The 18418-nt window shown below is 45.3% G+C and carries 16 protein-coding genes; 5 read left to right on the top strand and 11 right to left on the bottom strand.

Going from position 1 to position 18418, the window contains the following annotated elements; translation table 11 throughout:
- Positions 1-19 precede the first annotated feature (19 nt).
- From GXO74_13820 to GXO74_13810, 3 genes are all read left to right on the top strand, one after another.
- The gene (locus GXO74_13820) at positions 20-979 is read left to right on the top strand and encodes a flippase-like domain-containing protein (protein ID NOZ62745.1); all 960 of its coding nucleotides are present in this window, start codon (positions 20-22) and stop codon (positions 977-979) included.
- Positions 980-1000: 21 nt separating this feature from the next.
- A complete protein-coding gene (locus GXO74_13815) occupies positions 1001-2035 on the top strand; it encodes a DUF4837 family protein (protein NOZ62744.1) in 1035 nt (344 codons plus the stop codon).
- A 144-nt stretch (positions 2036-2179) separates the two neighbouring features.
- Entirely contained in the window at positions 2180-3079 is a 900-nt protein-coding gene (locus tag GXO74_13810) for a proline dehydrogenase (protein NOZ62743.1), read from the top strand.
- Here GXO74_13810 and GXO74_13805 read toward each other — a convergent pair.
- Together GXO74_13805 and GXO74_13800 are read right to left on the bottom strand one after the other, a co-directional pair.
- Positions 3076-3711 (bottom strand): transglutaminase family protein, encoded by a 636-nt coding sequence (locus GXO74_13805; GenBank protein ID NOZ62742.1) that lies wholly within the window; start codon positions 3709-3711, stop codon positions 3076-3078. The two genes, GXO74_13810 and GXO74_13805, sit on opposite strands and share 4 nt — an antisense overlap.
- Before the next feature lie 38 nt (positions 3712-3749).
- On the bottom strand, positions 3750-4730 hold the full coding sequence (locus GXO74_13800; GenBank protein ID NOZ62741.1) for a hypothetical protein: 981 nt from the start codon (positions 4728-4730) through the stop codon (positions 3750-3752).
- A 207-nt stretch (positions 4731-4937) separates the two neighbouring features.
- On the opposite strand from GXO74_13800, the gene GXO74_13795 reads away from it, so the two are divergent.
- Positions 4938-7178 (top strand): M20/M25/M40 family metallo-hydrolase, encoded by a 2241-nt coding sequence (locus GXO74_13795; protein ID NOZ62740.1) that lies wholly within the window; start codon positions 4938-4940, stop codon positions 7176-7178.
- A 51-nt stretch (positions 7179-7229) separates the two neighbouring features.
- Positions 7230-7949, top strand: coding sequence for a DUF2461 domain-containing protein (locus GXO74_13790; GenBank protein ID NOZ62739.1), 720 nt, complete (start codon positions 7230-7232; stop codon positions 7947-7949).
- Between the two features lie 75 nt (positions 7950-8024).
- Here GXO74_13790 and GXO74_13785 read toward each other — a convergent pair whose 3' ends face one another.
- The 9 genes from GXO74_13785 to GXO74_13745 form a co-directional block, all read right to left on the bottom strand.
- Positions 8025-10592 carry a glycosyltransferase family 1 protein gene (locus tag GXO74_13785; protein ID NOZ62738.1) on the bottom strand — a complete coding sequence of 856 codons (2568 nt, stop codon included), beginning with the start codon at positions 10590-10592 and terminating at the stop codon, positions 8025-8027.
- 219 nt (positions 10593-10811) lie between these two features.
- Positions 10812-11354, bottom strand: a complete 543-nt coding sequence (locus tag GXO74_13780) for a pentapeptide repeat-containing protein (GenBank protein NOZ62737.1) — start codon at positions 11352-11354, stop codon at positions 10812-10814.
- A 9-nt stretch (positions 11355-11363) separates the two neighbouring features.
- A complete protein-coding gene (locus tag GXO74_13775; GenBank protein ID NOZ62736.1) occupies positions 11364-11708 on the bottom strand; it encodes an STAS domain-containing protein in 345 nt (114 codons plus the stop codon).
- A gap of 12 nt (positions 11709-11720) precedes the next feature.
- Positions 11721-12944: an FtsX-like permease family protein gene (locus tag GXO74_13770; GenBank protein ID NOZ62735.1), complete on the bottom strand. Its 1224-nt coding sequence runs from the start codon at positions 12942-12944 to the stop codon at positions 11721-11723.
- Positions 12945-13064: 120 nt separating this feature from the next.
- Positions 13065-14294 carry an FtsX-like permease family protein gene (locus GXO74_13765; GenBank protein NOZ62734.1) on the bottom strand — a complete coding sequence of 410 codons (1230 nt, stop codon included), beginning with the start codon at positions 14292-14294 and terminating at the stop codon, positions 13065-13067.
- A 55-nt stretch (positions 14295-14349) separates the two neighbouring features.
- A complete protein-coding gene (locus tag GXO74_13760; protein NOZ62733.1) occupies positions 14350-15030 on the bottom strand; it encodes an ABC transporter ATP-binding protein in 681 nt (226 codons plus the stop codon).
- A gap of 57 nt (positions 15031-15087) precedes the next feature.
- A complete protein-coding gene (locus GXO74_13755; protein ID NOZ62732.1) occupies positions 15088-16302 on the bottom strand; it encodes an efflux RND transporter periplasmic adaptor subunit in 1215 nt (404 codons plus the stop codon).
- 22 nt (positions 16303-16324) lie between these two features.
- Positions 16325-17641 (bottom strand): TolC family protein, encoded by a 1317-nt coding sequence (locus tag GXO74_13750; GenBank protein ID NOZ62731.1) that lies wholly within the window; start codon positions 17639-17641, stop codon positions 16325-16327.
- 18 nt (positions 17642-17659) lie between these two features.
- Positions 17660-18370, bottom strand: coding sequence for a YIP1 family protein (locus tag GXO74_13745; GenBank protein NOZ62730.1), 711 nt, complete (start codon positions 18368-18370; stop codon positions 17660-17662).
- Positions 18371-18418: the final 48 nt, after the last annotated feature.

The raw sequence follows: 18418 nt of genomic DNA, 5'->3' as shown, positions 1-18418 counted from the left end.
GAGACGAGAGAAGAAATTGTTGCGGAAATACCTGATCCCGACTTTAAAAATCATTGTCAGCGTGGGCCTGGTGATTTTCCTCATCGCCAAATTGGGACTGCGCGATATTTATCAGCAGCTTCAATCTGTTTCACTGGGCTGGATTTTTCTGGCGCTGGTCATTTTTACCGGCAGTAACATTTTGGGAGCATTTCAATGGTTTTTGCTACTGAAATCGAAAAATATTCATTTGAAATTTTCTCATGTGCTGTCATATTATTTCGTCGGCTTGTTCTTTAACAATTTTCTCATCGGCTACATCGGCGGCGACGCTTTTCGCATTTATGACATCAGCAAGCGAACCGGGGACTCTTCGTCGGCAGTTTCCACTGTTTTCTTTGACCGTTTCATGGGATTTGTCATGCTCACCACGCTGGCATTATTCACCGGGCTCATCTGGCGCGGCGTTTTCCAATCGTCAACCGTGCTGTTGATCGTCGTGATTATTTTTGTCGTGTGGGTTCTTTCTTTTTTGTTCATTTTTAATGATTTTCTGGCGCATCAATTGGGAAAAATCATTCGATTTATTTTCCCGGACAAAGCGAACGGCAAAATTTATGATATTTACAAAAACATCAATTCGTTCAAAAATAATCGTCGCGTACTTATTTCAGTAACGCTGACCTCTCTTGTCATCCAAACCATTCGCGTTTTTGTCCATTATCTGGCGGCGCTATCGCTGGGTTTGCAGGGGCAGGTCAAATACTTTTTTCTGTTCATCCCGGTCATTGCTTTGCTGGCGAGCTTGCCCATTTCTATCGGTGGCATCGGCGTCAGGGAAAGCAGCGGATTGGCGCTGTTTTCGCGAGTGACTTCTTTTCCGCCGGAGTTAATTGTCGTAATGGAGTTCTTGGCATATTTGATCGGACTTGTCTCCGCGTTGCCCGGCGGAATTATTTTTATGATCAGAAAAGAACGCATTCGAATAGATTCTCATTGAATAAAACAGAAGGAGGTAATTATGAAAGCGCTGCGAATAATCTTGAGTTTAGCGGTAATTGCAGGCGTTTTTTACCTGCTCGGCTGCGGAAAACCTGTTCCTTTGGGCGGCGATTACGAAATTCATGTTTTAGCCGATTCGACAATTTGGAAAAGTGCGGAAAGTATTCTGCGCACAACCTTTGAAAGGACAGAATACAATCCTCAGCCGGAAAAATGGTACACGCTGGTCAAACAAGACCCGCACAATTACAAACGTTACAAAAATCTGCTTTTTCTTTCCACTCTTGATTCGCAAGATGAACTTTCACAGGCAATAAACAACAGCCTTTCTCCGCAGGCATTGGAAAAAGTCAAACAGGGCGAATTTATGTTCGCCAGCACGGACGCGTACGCGCAAAACCAGAAAGTGCTCTATTTGATCGCGCCGGATTTGCAAACGTTGAAGCAAAAATTAGCAGAAAACAGCAATGAGATTTTTGAACAATTTGAGAGCTACTGGCAGGACTTTCACAAAAAAATTCTCTATTCAATGAAAGAGCAAAAAGACGTTGAAAAACACCTGCTGCAAACTTACGGCTGGATGGTGCGGTTGCCTGTTGACTACAGAATGGTAGTTCAATCGGCGCGAGACCGCTTTGTCATGTTCCACCGCAAACTGCCATTGCGCTGGATCTCAGTTTTCTGGGAAGAAGCCACGGATCCCTCGGTGATCACAAAAGAATATTGCGTGGAAAAAAGAAATCAATGGGCAAAAAGTTTCTACGAAAAAGAACACGTGGACGAAAAATTTCAACCTGTCGTCACCGAAGAAGTTAATTTTCTCGAACGGCGCGCTTTGCTGCTAAAAGGTCTCTGGAGTAACGACGAGAAAGTCGCCGGCGGACCTTTTTGGATGTACTGCTTTTTTGACGAAAAAACCGAACGCATCTACTTCATTGACATGCACATATTCGCTCCGGATTTGAAAAGATCAAAAATGCACTACTTGCGGCAAATGAACATCATCGCGCACACATTTAAAACGAATCTGGAAATAAAACCCGAAGATTTGTAAAAGATATTTTTTCGAGTAAAAAAAGCCGGATTCCCTTTGATGGGAGTTCCGGCTTTTTTTTGCTGAAAACTTCTTTCAATTCAGGCATCTAATTTCTTACCTACGAAATTCACTTCACTTGACCATAGCTAACGGAGAAGCAGAATGAAATTATTTGATAAATTTTTAGTCGCCGCTATGCCGTTCGTGCCGAAATTCATTGTCGGAAAAATCTCCAGCCGCTACATCGCCGGCAAAGACATGGACGCCGCAGTAGAAACTATTCGCCAATTGAACCAGCGAAAAATCAAAGCCACCGTAGATTTGCTCGGCGAAAACGCCGAGCATAAAAACGAGGCAACGGAAACAAAGCAGGAATATCTCCGCTTACTTCGACGTTTGAAAGATGAAAGGCTGGATGCCTCCATTTCAGTAAAACTAACAGCTTTCGGTCTGCGGCTTGATTACGATTTTTGCTTTGAAAATGTTACGGAGGTGGTTCGACTTGCAGATGAGTTGGGAAATTTTGTTCGCATTGACATGGAAGACGCCACCTGTACCGACGATACCATTGATATTTACCTGAAATTGAGAAAAGAATTTGAAAATGTAGGCACTGTTTTCCAGTCATATTTGCGGCGCACCATTGATGATGTGGATCATATCTTTTCCCGAGTCAAATTACCAAACTTTCGTCTCGTGAAAGGAATTTACAACGAATCCCGAAAAATCGCGTTCAAAGACCGGGAAATAATTCAGAGAAATTTTAGCTATTTGTTGGAAAAGATGCTTACAAAAGGAGCGTTTGTCGGCATCGCCACGCACGACGAGCAAATGGTTTGGGAAGGCTTGCGCCTCATCAATCAACTGAATCTGTCCGAAGAAAATTTTGAATTTCAAATGCTGCTCGGCGTGGACGAACAATTGCGCGACATTCTCGTGCGGCAAGGGTTTCCCATGCGAATTTACCTACCCTACGGAAAACAGTGGTACGAATATTCCGTGCGCCGGCTAAAGGAAAATCCCAGCATCGCCGGCTATGTGTTTAAAAATATATTCAACTAATAATCCTCCAAGCGGACGTCAAACAGGTGCAAATAATAAAGACTGAACCAGTGCTGGATCAGAGAAAAAGAGACGTCTCCGTACAAACCGTATTCATTGACGTATGCGACGTGTTTTTCACCGTCTCGTTTTTTCTTTGACATCAGGCAGTCGCTTTCCGGCGAAAACTCCACTGCAAAAAGGCCGTTTTTCTCCACTAACTTTGCGTCCAGCGTCGCATCCAATTTTCGCCAGGCGCCATTCAGGAAAAGCGTTGGCACGCCGTGGCGAAACATGGTGCGCGTTCGCAGAAGTTCGGCAAATTTTTCCGGCAATGAATGATCAACGATGTCGAAAAAATAAATTCCCGCCGGAATGCCCCGGCTTCTTGCCAAAGCGCAAAACAGAATCGCTTTTTGCGTACAGAACCCCATTTTGGCGCGCAAAATGGCCGATGCCTTGAACTGACCGGCATCGTGAGGCACACGAAAAGCGTAACGAATTTCATCGCGCACAAAGTGGAAAATTTGCTCCGCAACCGCGACGGAATTGGCGCAGCCGCGCGCGAGTTCAGCCGCTTTTTCCTGAATCATTTCATGCTCAAAATTAATCAATTCCGTTGCTTGCAAATACCTTTCCCGATTCAATAACAATTCAAATTCCTCTCTGTTCAATTTCTCAATTTTAGTTTTCAGGTCAAATTCATGGTCACTGTTTTTATCACATCCAGCATGTCGAAAACGCGCGCCACGTAACGGTCGCGAATTTCGTATTTAGATTCGCTTTTTCCTTGCAAAATCGGCTTTAACATTAGAATAAACTTTCGCAGCCTTCGCTGATGAATGCCCAATTTCGCCTGCAGCGGATCCGTGATAATTCCGGCAAACGAAGTGACAATCGCCATTGCCGCCATGATCGAGCCCGTGGTTGCAGCAATCAGTCCCAGAGAAGCCGAGACAGGAAAAATGCTGTAGTAAACCGACCCCAGCGTCGATCCCAGAAAAAAATTGGACACCGCCGCGTGCTGGGCAATCGCCGCTGCTAAACTCGAACCGGCTGCCATGGCGCCCGGCGTCATTTTCTTGAACGCCGCTGCGCCAAGAGAAAGCGTAATCAGGGTTCCGGCTAAATCCGCCGCTGCAGTGCGGCTGGTCGAATACTCCCGCAAATTTTTCTCCAGCGCCTTTCTCACGTTCGGATCATCAGCCTTGCTTTTCAGCGGCTTCAAGGCTTGAGTCATCATTTCTGCGACAGCCTTTTGACTGAAAAAAATTTCCAACAGGGCATCTTTTTTTGACTCACGTCTCCCCTGCTGGAACGGCAGTTCCAACAATTCCGTGTAAATCAGCCAGACAATTTCTTTCTGCACTCGCGTTTCAAAGCCTGGCGGCAATTTTTCTCGCAACAAGCGGGATATTTTTTTCTCACCAAATTTGTGCAAAACAGCGCCACTGCCGCGGAGAATCGTGTAAATCAATGACCACGAAATATTGAGCGGCCCTTTGATTAAATCCGCGCCGATCGCCTTTTTGTGCAGCCGCAGCGCGCCGCGGAGAGAAAAATGTTTACTCACAAATTCCGGCACTTTTTCCAGGCGGGAATTGATGTACTGATTCACTGCTTTTTGAAAGGAAGATTGAATTCTTTTTTCGTCTCTGTCTTTTTGGCTCATCGCTACCCTGCAGCTTTCTATTTATTCCAATGAATAAATATACGCTTTTGCACCACTTTTTTCAAGCAAAATATTTGGCTTTTCCAATTATTTTCAGAAATTCTGCTTGACATTGGCGCAGAAGAATGATAAATTTAAAAAATATTTTATTTAAACTTTGCAGGGCTAAAGTTAAATTCAAACAGCCAAATTGATTAGCGAAAAAAAATGACCCACAAGGCCAAGAAATACGGCAATTTTCTTCTGCAATTCTCTTTTGTTGTCATAGCCTCGGTAAATATTCTTTTGGCTCAGCCGATACCGGAGATACGAACTTCTGCCAATAGCCATTCCCTTTCTGTGCCTGAAAATTCTCGCTGGCAACCAAGCAAGAAGACAAAGAAAAGCTTAGTTTGGCAAACTTCACCAAGCGAGTTGCAGGGACTTCTTGGCAAAATTTCAGTCGATTCCATGTCTCTTTTCGTCCGCCAATTGAGTGGCGACACAACCGTTTTTATTAATTCAGTTCCTGAAACCATCAAAACCAGATTTGCCAAAAGCAACGATATTTTCAAGGCGCAAACGTTTCTTCAGCAGAAGCTGGAAAATTTCGGCTATCAGGTCGAATTGCAGGAGTTCAGCCTCACGCCCAACTTTGGCGACATTATTTTTGCGCCGAACAATCCGCTTCAGGGCTGGTTTTATCTCGATGGCTCGATTTACCACAGCTCTGACGGCGGCGAGCATTGGGAAAAACAATTCAGTTTTGTCACGGACAGAGGCATCAAAAATTTTGAGGCGGTGAACGACTCACTGGTCTGGGCCGTCGGCTACAAGGGTTTACTCATGAAAACCAGCGACGGCGGCGCACAGTGGGAATTTTTGGAGGCGCCATTTGAGCAGCACATTTACGGCGTGGCTTTCCCGGACAAAAAGCACGGCTGGATCGCCGGCGCCTACGCCAATATTTTCCGCACTTCTGACGGCGGATTAACCTGGGAAAAACAGAATTTGCCCACCACCTTCGGAATTTACGCCATTGATTTTGTCGATTCCCTGCGCGGCTGGGCAGTCGGACCAAACGGATTAATTTTACACACAATCGACGGCGGGGAAAATTGGCTCGAACAAAACTCCGGCTCCAGCGAGGCTTTCCTTGCCGTACGATTTTTTTCCGAGAGCCGCGGCTACGCTGTGGGCACGAACGGGACACTGCTGCTCACTTTCGATGGCGGCGAAAGCTGGCAAACTGAGGTGCTCGCGCCTGATGAAATTCTCTGGGATGTTGATTTCTTCAATAAAAATGACGGCGTTGTCGTTGGCTCCGGCGGGAAGATTTTCATCACGCACGACAGCGGTGAAAACTGGACAGCGCTGAATATTTTGCAGGACGAGTCGTGCTATTACGCGGATTTTAATGCGGATTCGACAATTTGGGTGACCGGCAAAGGCGTGCTGCTGGACATCAAATCACGGGGCGCGGACTGGCAAAATTTCAGCGACCAATATGTCGAGTACTATTTGAACAATGTCTTCGCGACGAAACCCGGAACAATTTCGCCGGACACGAGCGTCGTCATTTGCGCGCATTACGATTGCATGGCGGAAGCTGTCAATCGCATGTTCCTCGCTCCCGGCGCGGACGACAACGGCAGCGGCGCGGCGACAGTTCTGGAAGCAGCCCGCGTACTAAAAAATGAAAACAGCCGCTACACCATACGTTTCCTTCTTTTTTCCGGCGAAGAATTAGGACTTTTGGGCAGCAGACATTACGCAAAACTCGCCGCAGAAAATCAGGAAAATATTTTGGGCGTCATCAATCTGGACATGATTGGCTACGACGGAAACGGGGATGGCGTTTTTGAAATTCATGCGGCGGACATCGCAAACTCGAAGTCGTTGGGCGAGATGATTTTTGACAATGTCGCTTCCCTGCAATTCCCCCTGTCGCCGGAGCTCATTGTCGAAGGAGCCACCAATCGCAGTGACCACGCCTCTTTTTGGGAGCAAGGATTTTCAGCAATCCTCATTATTGAAGACTTTGACGATTTCAATCCGCATTACCACACAATTCAGGATTTATTTTCAAATTATGACGTGGACTATTTTCAGGCTCTCGGCAAATTAGCCATCGTCAGCCTTGCCCAACTTGCAGGGATAAGCGAAAATACCTCCGTCAGCGAACGAGCGGGACAAAATCAAATCGGAAGTTTTTACTTGTCAGCGCCATCTCCGAATCCATTTAACAGCGTTACTCAATTTCATTTTGAGCTGCCTCGCAGCGCCAAGGTGAAAGTTGAAATTTTTTCCATTACCGGCCAAAAAGTTGGGCGATTTGAATTGGGAAATTTGGCGCGCGGGAGCCGTCGATTCATCTGGAACAGCAAAAACAATCCCGGCGGCGTTTATTTCGTCAGATTTCAGTTTGGTAAAATTTACCTTGTGCGAAAAATTGTGCTTTTACGCTAAAAAGAAACTACTACTTTTTTCATCACAAAATAGAACGGAGACCTTTCTTCTATGGATAAAGACAATGCTTTCACCGGATTTTCTCAGGAAACTTTTGACTTTCTGGGCGAGGTTGAAGATCGCAACAGCAAAGATTGGTTTGAAAAAAATCGTCCCATTTACAATTTGTACGTGCTTCAGCCATTGAAAGCGCTGGTTGCTGATCTGGCGCCCTCGATGCTGGCGATTGACGCGCAGTTTGAGACCACGCCGGCGATAAACAAAACAATCTCGCGTATTTTTCGCGATACGCGTTTTTCCCGGGACAAACGGCTTTTCCGCGGAAATATGTGGATCACTTTCAAGCGGCGGGTGAAAAATTGGAAAGATTCTCCTGCCTATTTTTTTGAAATTTTCCCTGACTGGTATCGTTTCGGCATGGGCTATTACAACGCCTCCCGAGCGACGATGGACGCGCTGCGCAGCAGAATAGACGAGAATCCCGACGAATTTCTCAAAGCCATTTCCTGTTTGAAAAAACAGAATTTCTTTGAGGTCATTCCCGACCATTACAAAAGAAAAATTCCCAATGAACACGGCGAAAAAATTCAACTCTGGTACCAATGTCGTTCATTTTATTTGAGTTGCAAACGGAACAGAGACGAACTTCTTTTTTCGCAGGAATTAGTCAACGAATTGTCTTTCGCCTTTCACACGATCAATCCGCTGTACCAATTTTTGCGGGAAATTCACGATGAGATTTACGCACCTTCGGCCGGGCTTGGTATCTAAAAATCATCCTTTAACAACAACCAGCACCGGGAAAATCGACAAATCACATTGGCAATGTCTGTTTTTTTCTAAAAATCATTTCTGATTCGCCCACAAGATCAAGCCAGTCTCATGGCGATGCAATAAATCTTTGTGGTGTGGCAAAATGCGCAATGTGTATCCGTATAGCCCGCTAACATCAAAATTTACCTGGCCGCGATAGGTAAAAATGTTTTCACCGTTTTCTTCCGTCAATTCCATTGGCTGAATTCGACCTTCCGAAATGTAGTTGTGATCTGCGTCGGGAATGCCGTGGTAGATTTCCACGACGATATCTTCCGGTGAAATTCCGTCGATAAAAATTTTCGCCGTAATTTCAACCGACCTGCCGACTTGATAATTGTCAGGTTCATTTTGCGCGATGTCAACGAAATGAATTTTTTGCCAGTGGTTCCGCAAATGTTTTTTCCAATGAGCAATCTCTCTGGCAATTCGCTGGTCATTTTCCATTCGAAGATGAAAATTTTTCATCGACGGGCTGTAAAACAATTCCGCATATTCGCGGGTCATACGGTTGGAATTAAAAACAGGGCAAATCGCCGCCATTGAATTTTTCATCAAGGCAACCCACTGGCGGGGAATGTTGTTTTTTCCTCGCTTGTAAAATTTGGGAATAATTTCATGTTCCAGCAAGTCGTACAAAAGTTGGGACTCCACACCATCCTGATAAGCGAAATCTTCATATTCTTCCCCGCTGCCAATGGCGTAGCCAATTTCCGGCTTGTACGCCTCGTCCCACCAGCCATCCAAAATACTACAATTGATCACGCCGTTCATGGCTGCTTTCATGCCACTGGTGCCGCTGGCTTCCATGTAACGGCGCGGCGTATTGAGCCACAAATCGACGCCTTGCACCATGTAGCGGGCGACTTCAATGTCGTAATTTTCAATAAAAACAATGTGTTGGCGAAATCTCTCGTGTTTGAGATGGTGAATAATTTCCTTGATGAGTTGCTTGCCCGGATCGTCTTTGGGATGCGCTTTGCCGGCGAAAATTATTTGCACCGGGAAATCTTTATTGTTCAAAATTTGCGCCAAACGATCAATATCCCGAAAGAGCAGAGTTGCCCGTTTATAAGTAGCAAAACGACGCGAGAAACCAATTGTGAACGCCTCCGGATTCAAAACATCGTCGGCCAGGGATAATTGCGAAGGCAGAGCGCCTCTTTTTTTGGATTGTTGCCGCATCCGTTCGCGGGCAAATGCAACCAACCGTTCACGATTACGTTCGTGAGTTCGCCACAATTCTTCTCCGGGAATTTCCGACACGCGGGCCCAGATTGACAAATCTCCCGGTTTTGTCTTCCACGCCGGTCCTAAATAGCGGTCCAACAGACTCGCTAATTCTTTGGAAATGTAGGATCCCGGATGCACGCCATTAGTCACGTTAGAGATGGGAACTTCATTCACCGGCGCGTTTGGCCAGAGATGTTTCCACATGTCGCGCGACACGCGTTTGTGCAATTTACTGACGCCGTTGACGTAAGCGGCGAGATTGATCGCCAACACCGCCATGGAAAACTTTCCCTTATTTTGCGAATAATGAATGCCGCCGATTCGCAAAAATTCTTCACGGGAAATATTCAACTGCTTGAAATACTCAGAAAAGTATTTATTTACCAACTCCTGGGAAAACATGTCAATCCCGGCAGGAACCGGAGTATGGGTGGTAAAGATGTTTCCCGAGCGTGTGAGTTCCAATGCTTCAGAAAATGTAAGATTGAGTTTTCTCATGGCGACGGCAATGCGTTCCAAACTCAAAAACGCCGAATGCCCTTCGTTGATATGAAAAATATCCGGCTCAATTTTCAGCTTCTGCAAAGCGCGCAAACCACCGATGCCAAGCACAATCTCTTGCTGAATTCTGGTTTCGCCGTCGCCTCCGTACAGCTCGCTGGTGATGGTGCGATCCTGTAGGGAATTATTTTTATTATTGGTATCAAGCAACAGCAAACGAATGCGTCCGATGGAAATTTGCCAAATTTGAGCGAAAACTTTCCGACCGGGGAATTCGAGCTCAATGACAATCTTCGCGCCATGTTCATCGCGCAGCAGTTGCACAGGCATGTTGTAAAAATCATTTTTCAAATACAATTCCCCCTGCCAACCATCTGCGTTCAGATATTGATTAAAATAGCCCTGCTGATACAGCAAGCCGACACCAATCAGCGGAATTCCCATGTCGCTGGCGGATTTCAAATGGTCCCCGGCAAGAACGCCGAGCCCGCCAGAATAGAGCGGCACGCAGTCTGTCAAACCAAACTCAGCAGAAAAATAAGCAATTTTTTCATTCTCGGGCTTGCCAAATTTTTTCTCATACCAGGTCGTTCCAGAAAGATAATTTTCAAGTTCCTCAGTGACACGCCGCAGATGAGATAAAAAACCGTCGTCAAAAGCCAATTTATCAAAACGCGCCTGGCTTACCATGCCGAGCATTTTTATCGGATTATGGTTTGATTTTTCCCAGATGTCCCAATCTACGCGACGAAAAAGATCGATGGCGTCAGGATTCCAACTCCACCATAAATTGTAAGCTAATGTTTTTAAAGGGGTTAATTGTTCAGGTAAAGAAGGGGCAACAGCAAACATCTTGAGTGGTTTCATACACATCCCTTGCAGCTAATCTCCACAGCACAAAAATTGAGTTTATTGACACAATCCAATTTAAACAACATTTAACGCCTGAACAAGGGAATTGTTCTAAATTTTGAAAGAAAATGAGCAGTTTAGTCTTGCGGCATATTTTGATTGATATCAATCGCGGATTGGATTTTTGAAATAGGAAAAGAATTTTTTTTAATCATAATTTTTCAGAAAAGACAATCACTTCAGTTTTGCATTTGTCAAATCAGCGTGCTCCAGGAAGCTTCCCTCCAGATTTGCGCCTGTGAAATCCGCGCCATTCAACTCCGATCTCTCTAAATGGGCCTGATTCAGATTTGCTTGCTGAAAGTTTGCGTGTTTGAAATTCGAGCGTTTCATTCTCGCGTTGGACAAATTCGCCCCCTGAAAATCAGCGTTTTCCGCCTGCACGCCGAATAATTTGACATGTTCCAAATCTGCGTTTTTGAATGAAGCAAATTCCAGATTGGTATCCTGCAAATTGGCGTCTTTCAAAAACGCCCGATCAAACTTTGCCTGCGCCAAATTTGCGCCGAAAAAAAACGCTTGCTCCAGGTGGGCGTCGCTAAAATCAGCCTGTGCCAGATTCGCATTCTGCAAATGCGCATCACAAAGGTTTGCTCCTGAAAAGACAACGCCGCGCAAATCTTCGTAAGAAAAATCGGCCCCTGACAAATCCAGCCCGGCGAGCGACTCTTTGTTCTTTATTTTTGCCAAAATTTCATCTCTTGATAGTTGACTCATGCATTCCTCCTATTTTGCCTGATAACTGTGAATCGCTTCTTCCACGGAATCATAGCTCAAAAAAATGGATTCCAGCCGAGTTATTTGCAAAGGTCGGCGAACGCGTTCCGAGATGTTGGCAAGACGCAGGTCTCCGCCGCTGCTGCGAATAGTCGTCAATCCGCTCACCAACATTCCCAGCCCTGAGCTGTTCATCCATTTTGTTTTTTTTAAATCAATGACGATATTCACCATTTCATTCTCGATGGCCTCAAAAATAAGAGCCCGAAAATCTTCTGTTTCTGTCCCCCCCATAATTTCGCCGGATATTTCGACCACCAAAACATTTTCGATTTCTCGTTTTTTGAGCTTCATAGTACCTCCTCATTATTCATGACGCAACGCGACAATTGGCGCCAACCGAGCCGCTTTCGCCGCCGGATAAATTCCGAAAAACAAACCGACAAGAGAGCAGAATCCGATTCCCAAAAAAACAGCCCACACAGGAATCGCTGTAGGTAATGGCGTGACAACGCCAATGAAAAGACCGATAATTATTCCGAGAATAATACCCAGAAACCCTCCGATATTTCCCAGAATTATCGATTCAATGACAAACTGCCAAAGGATATCTCTTCTTTTTGCGCCAACCGCTTTGCGAATGCCAATTTCCCGCGTCCGCTCGGTCACAGAAACCAGCATGATATTCATAATTCCGATGCCGCCGACCAGCAAAGAAATCAGCGCGATACCGATGGCGGCGATTTTTACGGAAAATGACATATCATTAAAGGTATTAATGAGCGACTCGCTGGTAAAAATCTCGAAGTCATTGGGCTCCCCTGGCGGCACTTTTCTGACGGCGCGTAATATTCCAATCACCTGATCCATCGCTTGCTGCATGTACTTCGGATTTTTGACCTGAACAGTGACGCTCAAACTGCGTCGCTCGCCGTACATATTTTGAAATGTCGTCACTGGCACAATGATGCGATTATCTCGGCTCTGTCCGAATAAACTACCCTGCTTCTCCAGAGCGCCGATCACTTTCATTTTGTGCGCGCCAACGCGAATATATTGTCCAACCGGATCGGAATGCGGAAAAAGCGTTTCTACGATGTCCAGCCCTAAAACCACCACTTTCCGATTATGATCGACATCGGTCTCATTCAAAAATCTGCCCTCACCGACGAAATAATTGTTTGCCGCTTGAAATTCCGGCGTAGCGCCGATAATAAGAATATCGGGATTGGTTTTTTCCTTTCGATAGCGAACCACCTCGCCGAAATACCACACCTCGGGACCGACAGCTTTGACCAGCGAAGAGTGTTTCTTCACGGCCATTGCCTGATCAAGGGTGATGCGTTTTCGGTTTCGATACTTTTCATCGAGGCGGCCCATTTGTATCGGCGGATTTTTTTGAATCTGGAAAGTATTCGACCCCAGCACGGAAAGCTCTTGTACCATAAAATTTTGCAGACCCTGAATAATAGACATCATTCCAATAATTGTCGTAACGCCGATGACGATACCCAGCGTCGTTAAGATTGACCGCATTTTATTACCGCGCAGCGCGTCAAAAGATATGCTTAAATTTTCTTTTAAGTCCATTTTTGTCAGTTTCAAGTTACAAGTTTTTTGTGATTGTTAATTTTGATTATACTTTTGACTTGCTCGAAAAAATATCCAATACACTGCCAAAAGCCAATAGCTAAATCTCAATCACCAACATCATTCATATCGCAACGACTCAATCGGATCGAGCTTGGACGCTTTGTAGGCCGGGAAAATGCCGAAAAAAAGTCCCACAATGGCAATAAACACAATGCCAATAAACGCCGAAGTCAAAGAAACGGAAGCCGCCAATGATGTAGCAGATGAAATCGCTTTGGCCGCCAAAAAGCCCAAAACAATTCCGATCAAACCTCCGATGCCGCTCACCACGAGAGATTCGATTAAAAATTGCCACAAAATGTCACGCTTCTTCGCGCCGAGGGCTTTGCGTATCCCGATTTCACGAGTTCTTTCCGTGATCGAAACCAGCAAAATATTCATAATCCCAATCCCGCCAACGAGCAAAGCAATAGTCCCCACACCGAACGCGACAGCGTAGAGCGCCGTCGTTAACCGTTTGTACATGTCAGCGATCATATCCTGCTGATTAATAGCAAAGTCATTGTCTTCGCCGGGCGGCACTTTTCTCACGCGCCGCAGGATGCCAATCAGTTCGTCCTTTGCATCTTCTACCCTAGCGGGTGAAACTACCTTAACTTCAATTGTCATCCAGCGTCGTGAGCCGTATATTTTTTGAAATACGCCAAATGGAACAATTACTTCCGTATCAAGATTTTGTCCGAAAAGGCTGCCTCTTTTCTCCAGCACGCCAACGACGCGAAATTTGTACGCGCCCAATTTAATGCGTCGGCCGATGGGATTCACTTTTTTAAATAATCGATCAGCGACTTCCCAGCCAATCACACAAACGGCGCGGTTGTGATCAACGTCCTGTCGCGAAACAGGTCTGCCAAATTCGGGAACGACATTTGCCGTCGTGACGTAGTCCTCGGTCGTACCGGTTATGGTGACATCTTTTAGTTGCTCACTGCCGTACTTGACAGTCTTTCTGGTTCCGACCACCGGCGCCACCGCCGCAACCAATGTCGCCTGTTTTTCAATGGCATTAACTTCTTTCATGGTGATGTTTTTTCTGTTACGGGCTTCCAGCCAATCTTTATTGGAAAACCAGGAAAACTTTTGCACATACAAAACGTCAGAACCAAGCGCTGAAATAGATGTATAAAAAGCATTGTTTAAGCCATGAATAATAGAATGAATCCCGATCACTGTGGTAATTCCGATGACAATGCCCAATGTCGTTAGAAAAGTTCGCATTTTATTGGCGCGCAGCGCCTGAAGCGCGATTTTGACGCTTTCCCATATTTCAATGAAAAGTTTGATCATATTTTTTCAACTTTTTGTAATTTATGAAATTTTGAATAGCTCAATTGCAATTTCATTAATTCAAAGCCTCGTCGCGCTCAATTTTCCCGTCGCGTAACCTGACTATGCGATTTGTGTGTTCCGCAATATATTCTTCGTGCGTCACCAAAATTATCGTATGCCCCTGCTCGTGCAACTCCTCGAAAATTTCCATGATCTCCTCGCCGGTGCGCGTGTCGAGATTTCCGGTTGGCTCGTCGGCAAGGATAATTTTTGGGTTATTCACCAGCGCGCGCGCGATGGCCACGCGTTGCCTTTGTCCGCCGGAAAGTTCATTGGGCCGATGATCCATTCTATCGCCAAGCCCCACCCGCCCCAGCGCGTTGCTGGCAATTTCCCGACGTTTGCCAGCAGGAGTGCCATTATAAATCATGGGCAATTCCACATTGTGAAGCGCAGAAGCGCGCGGAAGCAAATTAAATGTCTGAAAAACGAAGCCGATTTCTCGGTTTCTAATTTCCGCCAATTGATCGTCGTCCATTTCGCTGACTAACTCGTTGACAAAACGATATGAGCCCGAAGTTGGCGTATCCAGACAACCGAGGATGTTCATTAATGTAGACTTACCAGAACCGGAAGGACCCATGATCGCCAGATATTCATTTGCCTCCACTTGCAAAGAAACGCCACGCAAAGCGTGAACTTCTTGTGTTCCGATTTGATAAACTTTACCAATATCATTAATCTCAATAACCATGTCCTTTTTCTCCGAAAAGTTGCCACTACTCGACTTTACCGCGACGACAGCCGTTTTTTATTTCTCCGAAAATTTAGATTTTTTATTGATTTTCACGCGACTACCGTTTTCCAGTGTTTTGGACAACGCGCGATAGCTGCCGGTTACCACCATTTGTCCCTCCGCGACGCCGGATTTAATCTCAATGTAAGTATCGCTGGAGATACCGGTTTTCACTGGGGCTATTTTCGCTATTCCGTCTTCAACAATAAAAACGCATTCCACTAATTCGTCTTCCGAATTTTTTTCCGATTTTTCCTTTTTACCTTTCTGCTCAACTTTGGTTGAGTCAGGAAAAACTTTGCTTTTCTCGCGCACAGTTACCGCTTGAATTGGCGTCTGCAAAATGTTTCGTTTGGATTCGGTGCGAATATCCACAGTCGCGGACATGCCCGGACGCATTGTCGGCAACGGATTTAAAATCGAAATTTTCACCTCGAAATTGGTGACCTCTTCTTGTGTGCCAAATCCTCGCGTGGTAGCCGTATGGGCAATTTCCCTGACCTTTCCCAGAAAAGTCGTATCCGGAATTGCGTCCACAGAGATGTCGGTAGTGTCGCCTTCATTGACGAGAATGATATCGTTCTCATCAATTTCGGCGACCGTTTCCATTCTCGACAAATCCGCGACTACCATGATGACATCCGCCTGAAACATCGAGCCCAGTGCGATTTCTCCGACTTCTTTGTTTATTTTTGTGACAGTGCCTTCCAAGGGAGAAAACAGCTTGGTTTTAGACAAATCATCTTCAGCTTGATGCAAACCAGCGACGGCTTGTTCCAGTTGGCTTTCCGCCAATTCCAAATTTGCCTGCGCGTTTTCCAAATCTGCCAGAGAGGTCAATTTTTTATCATATAATTCACGTACGCGCCCATAATCATTTTTCGCCTTGGTTAAATTTGCTTCAGCGGATTTTTTTGTCGAACGGGCGCGATCAGTGGCGGCGACATATTTTGTGCGATCCAATTCCACAAGCAACTGACCTTTATGCACGTAATCCCCTTCGGTGACGTACAAACCAGTAATTTCAGCGCTTACATTCGCGGAGATTTTTACTTCGACTTCCGGCTGAATTTTCCCCGGACCCGAAACCACCTGGGTAATATCTCCCCGCTGAACCTTTTCCACAGTGACTTCAATTCCTCCGCCCTCGCTTTTCTTTAAATTAGCAATAATGAAAACGCCGAGAATGATAATAACGCCGATGATGATGAAAATTTTCTTTTTATTCATTTAATTTCTCCTGAAACATTCTTTACTTCCAGGTTAGTCTGCCCGTGACCAACTCCAACAAAGTCACAGCATATTTATAGTCGTAAACTGCTTTAATTCTTTCTACTTTGGCGCTGGTCAAAGAGGCGTGCGCCGTCAATTGTTCAATTAAAGTCCCGGCGCCAATGTGGTAACGCTCAGACGCCAGCCGGTAATCTTCTTCCGCAGCCTGAATATTTTCCTTTGTCACCTGCAAATTTTCATTGACTCTGTCCAGTTCCAGAAACGCTTTTTTCACGTCCCAGATCACCTGACGCTTCGCTTGCTCCAGATTTGCTTCCTCGGCAATCACCCGGGCTTTTGCGGCCTGCACCGCGGACCTGGTTTTGAAGCCATTGAATAAATTAAAACTCAAGCTGACGCCGACGCTGTAAGAATCAAATGCATCGATGTCCCTTTTTTTTCGCGGAAATTGGACGTCCCACCAATTGTAATTACCGAAGACCGAAAGCATGGGAAAATAGCCGCTTTTTTGGACAGTAACATTAGCTTTGGAGCTCTCCAATTGATCCACAAACGCTTTTAAATCCAATCGATTTGCCAGCGCCATTTTAGTCGCAGAAGCAAAATCCAAATCCGGCGCGCGCGCCAGCGTGTCCATTATTTCCGGAACCAATTCAATCTCTCTGGTAACATCGATACCTAATGTGTGATTGAGCTCAGTTTCCGCATTAATGTAAGCGTTCCGCGCGTTGACCAGATTAAGCCGATATTCGCCAACGCGGACTTTTTGCTGAAACACTTCGGACCTGGACACAGCGCCTATTTTTTCCATTTCCTGCAGCCGATTCAATTCTTCTTTGCCAGCGCGCAGCGCCTCTTCCGCCACATTCAGCAATTGTTTATTTTTCAGTACGTTGTAATACTTCAACTTCACATCGACAACGACAGTTTGTTTTGTCCAGCCAAATTTATTCTCATTCTGCCGGTAGTCGAACTGTCGCTGTTTGTAATTAGCATAATTGCTAAATCCCGTGAAAATCGGCTGCCGTAGCTCAAATTGGTAGGAATATGATTCTTTTGACGACACCAACTCGTCAAAGCGAATTGTTTTCCACTCTTCGCTTCGTCGGCTCCCACTCGCTCTAAAATCCACTATCGGCAAAAAATTGCCCCTCGCCGATTGCAGCGCCGCATTTGACATGTCTGCGGAACTCTTTGCCGCTACAATGCTTGTATTGTTTTTCAGTGCAATGTGAATGCAATCATTCAAGCTGAGCGTTTTGCGGACGTCAGTTTGCGCAAAAGCAAATGTCAGCATCGACAAAAAAATAACCATGAAAAAACCGATTCGTCGCATAAAAAAACTCCTGTCTGTTTATTTGCCCATCTGAAACGAGTAAATTATGGTCATAATGGCGGCATAAATAAGAAATAATGCGAACATCGTCCACGCGGACTTCTTCATCGAGAAACGATAAACAACTGCAAATCCGATGGCAAGCACAAAAAATCTCCACACCTCGAATACTTCAATGGATTTTAGAAAAGAATACATGAATTTGTTGATATTATCCGGGTTAAAAAAGGACGCCAGACTAAAATTGATGTCCATGGTTTTCTTTTGAAAAATCAAAGGCAGCTTGATAAACATTCCCAATATACTGATAAAAGTAGAATACACATAAACTGTGAAAACTTTTTTGAAAGGCGCCAAACCACCGAGAACAATATTGCCGACAAACCAGATGATGAGAGCCATCAGCGCCGTAAAAATTCCGCTAACGATCAGCGCCGAGATCGGGCCGATTATCTTACCGACTTTATGCCCTATTTCCATGGCGTTGTCAATTTGATCGGTGGACATACCCTTTTCTTCCATTGCCGCTCGCTGTTTGGGCAATTGTTCCTGCAGAGAAATGTTGATGGTGAGTGCGGTAAATAGCGTGATAAGAACCAGCACTACGATAAAGGGCAGAACCCATAGTGGTTTTCGATCGATAGATTCCATCGTTTTCCGCGGAGCGAAAAATACATTGATTAATTTTTCAAAGAAGTTCATCTCGGCGATTTCGTGACTTGCTTCCATGTTATCCTCCCAATTAAAATTTCTGACAAACTTAAAATTTTCAACTCT

This window comes from Calditrichota bacterium (genome assembly GCA_013152715.1).
In the GTDB taxonomy this organism is placed as follows: domain Bacteria; phylum Zhuqueibacterota; class Zhuqueibacteria; order Thermofontimicrobiales; family Thermofontimicrobiaceae; genus 4484-87.
This window is presented reverse-complemented; position numbering and strand designations above follow the sequence as displayed.

Excerpts from the sequence above, each read along its gene's own strand:
- GXO74_13775 (NOZ62736.1), bottom strand. The coding sequence starts at position 11,708 with ATGAAGCTCAAAAAACGAGAAATCGAAAATGTTTTGGTGGTCGAAATA.
- GXO74_13800 (NOZ62741.1), bottom strand. The coding sequence starts at position 4,730 with ATGAGCCAAAAAGACAGAGACGAAAAAAGAATTCAATCTTCCTTTCAA.
- GXO74_13780 (NOZ62737.1), bottom strand. The coding sequence starts at position 11,354 with ATGAGTCAACTATCAAGAGATGAAATTTTGGCAAAAATAAAGAACAAA.
- GXO74_13770 (NOZ62735.1), bottom strand. The coding sequence starts at position 12,944 with ATGGACTTAAAAGAAAATTTAAGCATATCTTTTGACGCGCTGCGCGGT.
- GXO74_13785 (NOZ62738.1), bottom strand. The coding sequence starts at position 10,592 with ATGAAACCACTCAAGATGTTTGCTGTTGCCCCTTCTTTACCTGAACAA.
- GXO74_13755 (NOZ62732.1), bottom strand. The coding sequence starts at position 16,302 with ATGAATAAAAAGAAAATTTTCATCATCATCGGCGTTATTATCATTCTC.
- GXO74_13815 (NOZ62744.1), top strand. The coding sequence starts at position 1,001 with ATGAAAGCGCTGCGAATAATCTTGAGTTTAGCGGTAATTGCAGGCGTT.
- GXO74_13760 (NOZ62733.1), bottom strand. The coding sequence starts at position 15,030 with ATGGTTATTGAGATTAATGATATTGGTAAAGTTTATCAAATCGGAACA.
- GXO74_13795 (NOZ62740.1), top strand. The coding sequence starts at position 4,938 with ATGACCCACAAGGCCAAGAAATACGGCAATTTTCTTCTGCAATTCTCT.
- GXO74_13810 (NOZ62743.1), top strand. The coding sequence starts at position 2,180 with ATGAAATTATTTGATAAATTTTTAGTCGCCGCTATGCCGTTCGTGCCG.
- GXO74_13765 (NOZ62734.1), bottom strand. The coding sequence starts at position 14,294 with ATGATCAAACTTTTCATTGAAATATGGGAAAGCGTCAAAATCGCGCTT.
- GXO74_13745 (NOZ62730.1), bottom strand. The coding sequence starts at position 18,370 with ATGGAAGCAAGTCACGAAATCGCCGAGATGAACTTCTTTGAAAAATTA.
- GXO74_13750 (NOZ62731.1), bottom strand. The coding sequence starts at position 17,641 with ATGCGACGAATCGGTTTTTTCATGGTTATTTTTTTGTCGATGCTGACA.
- GXO74_13790 (NOZ62739.1), top strand. The coding sequence starts at position 7,230 with ATGGATAAAGACAATGCTTTCACCGGATTTTCTCAGGAAACTTTTGAC.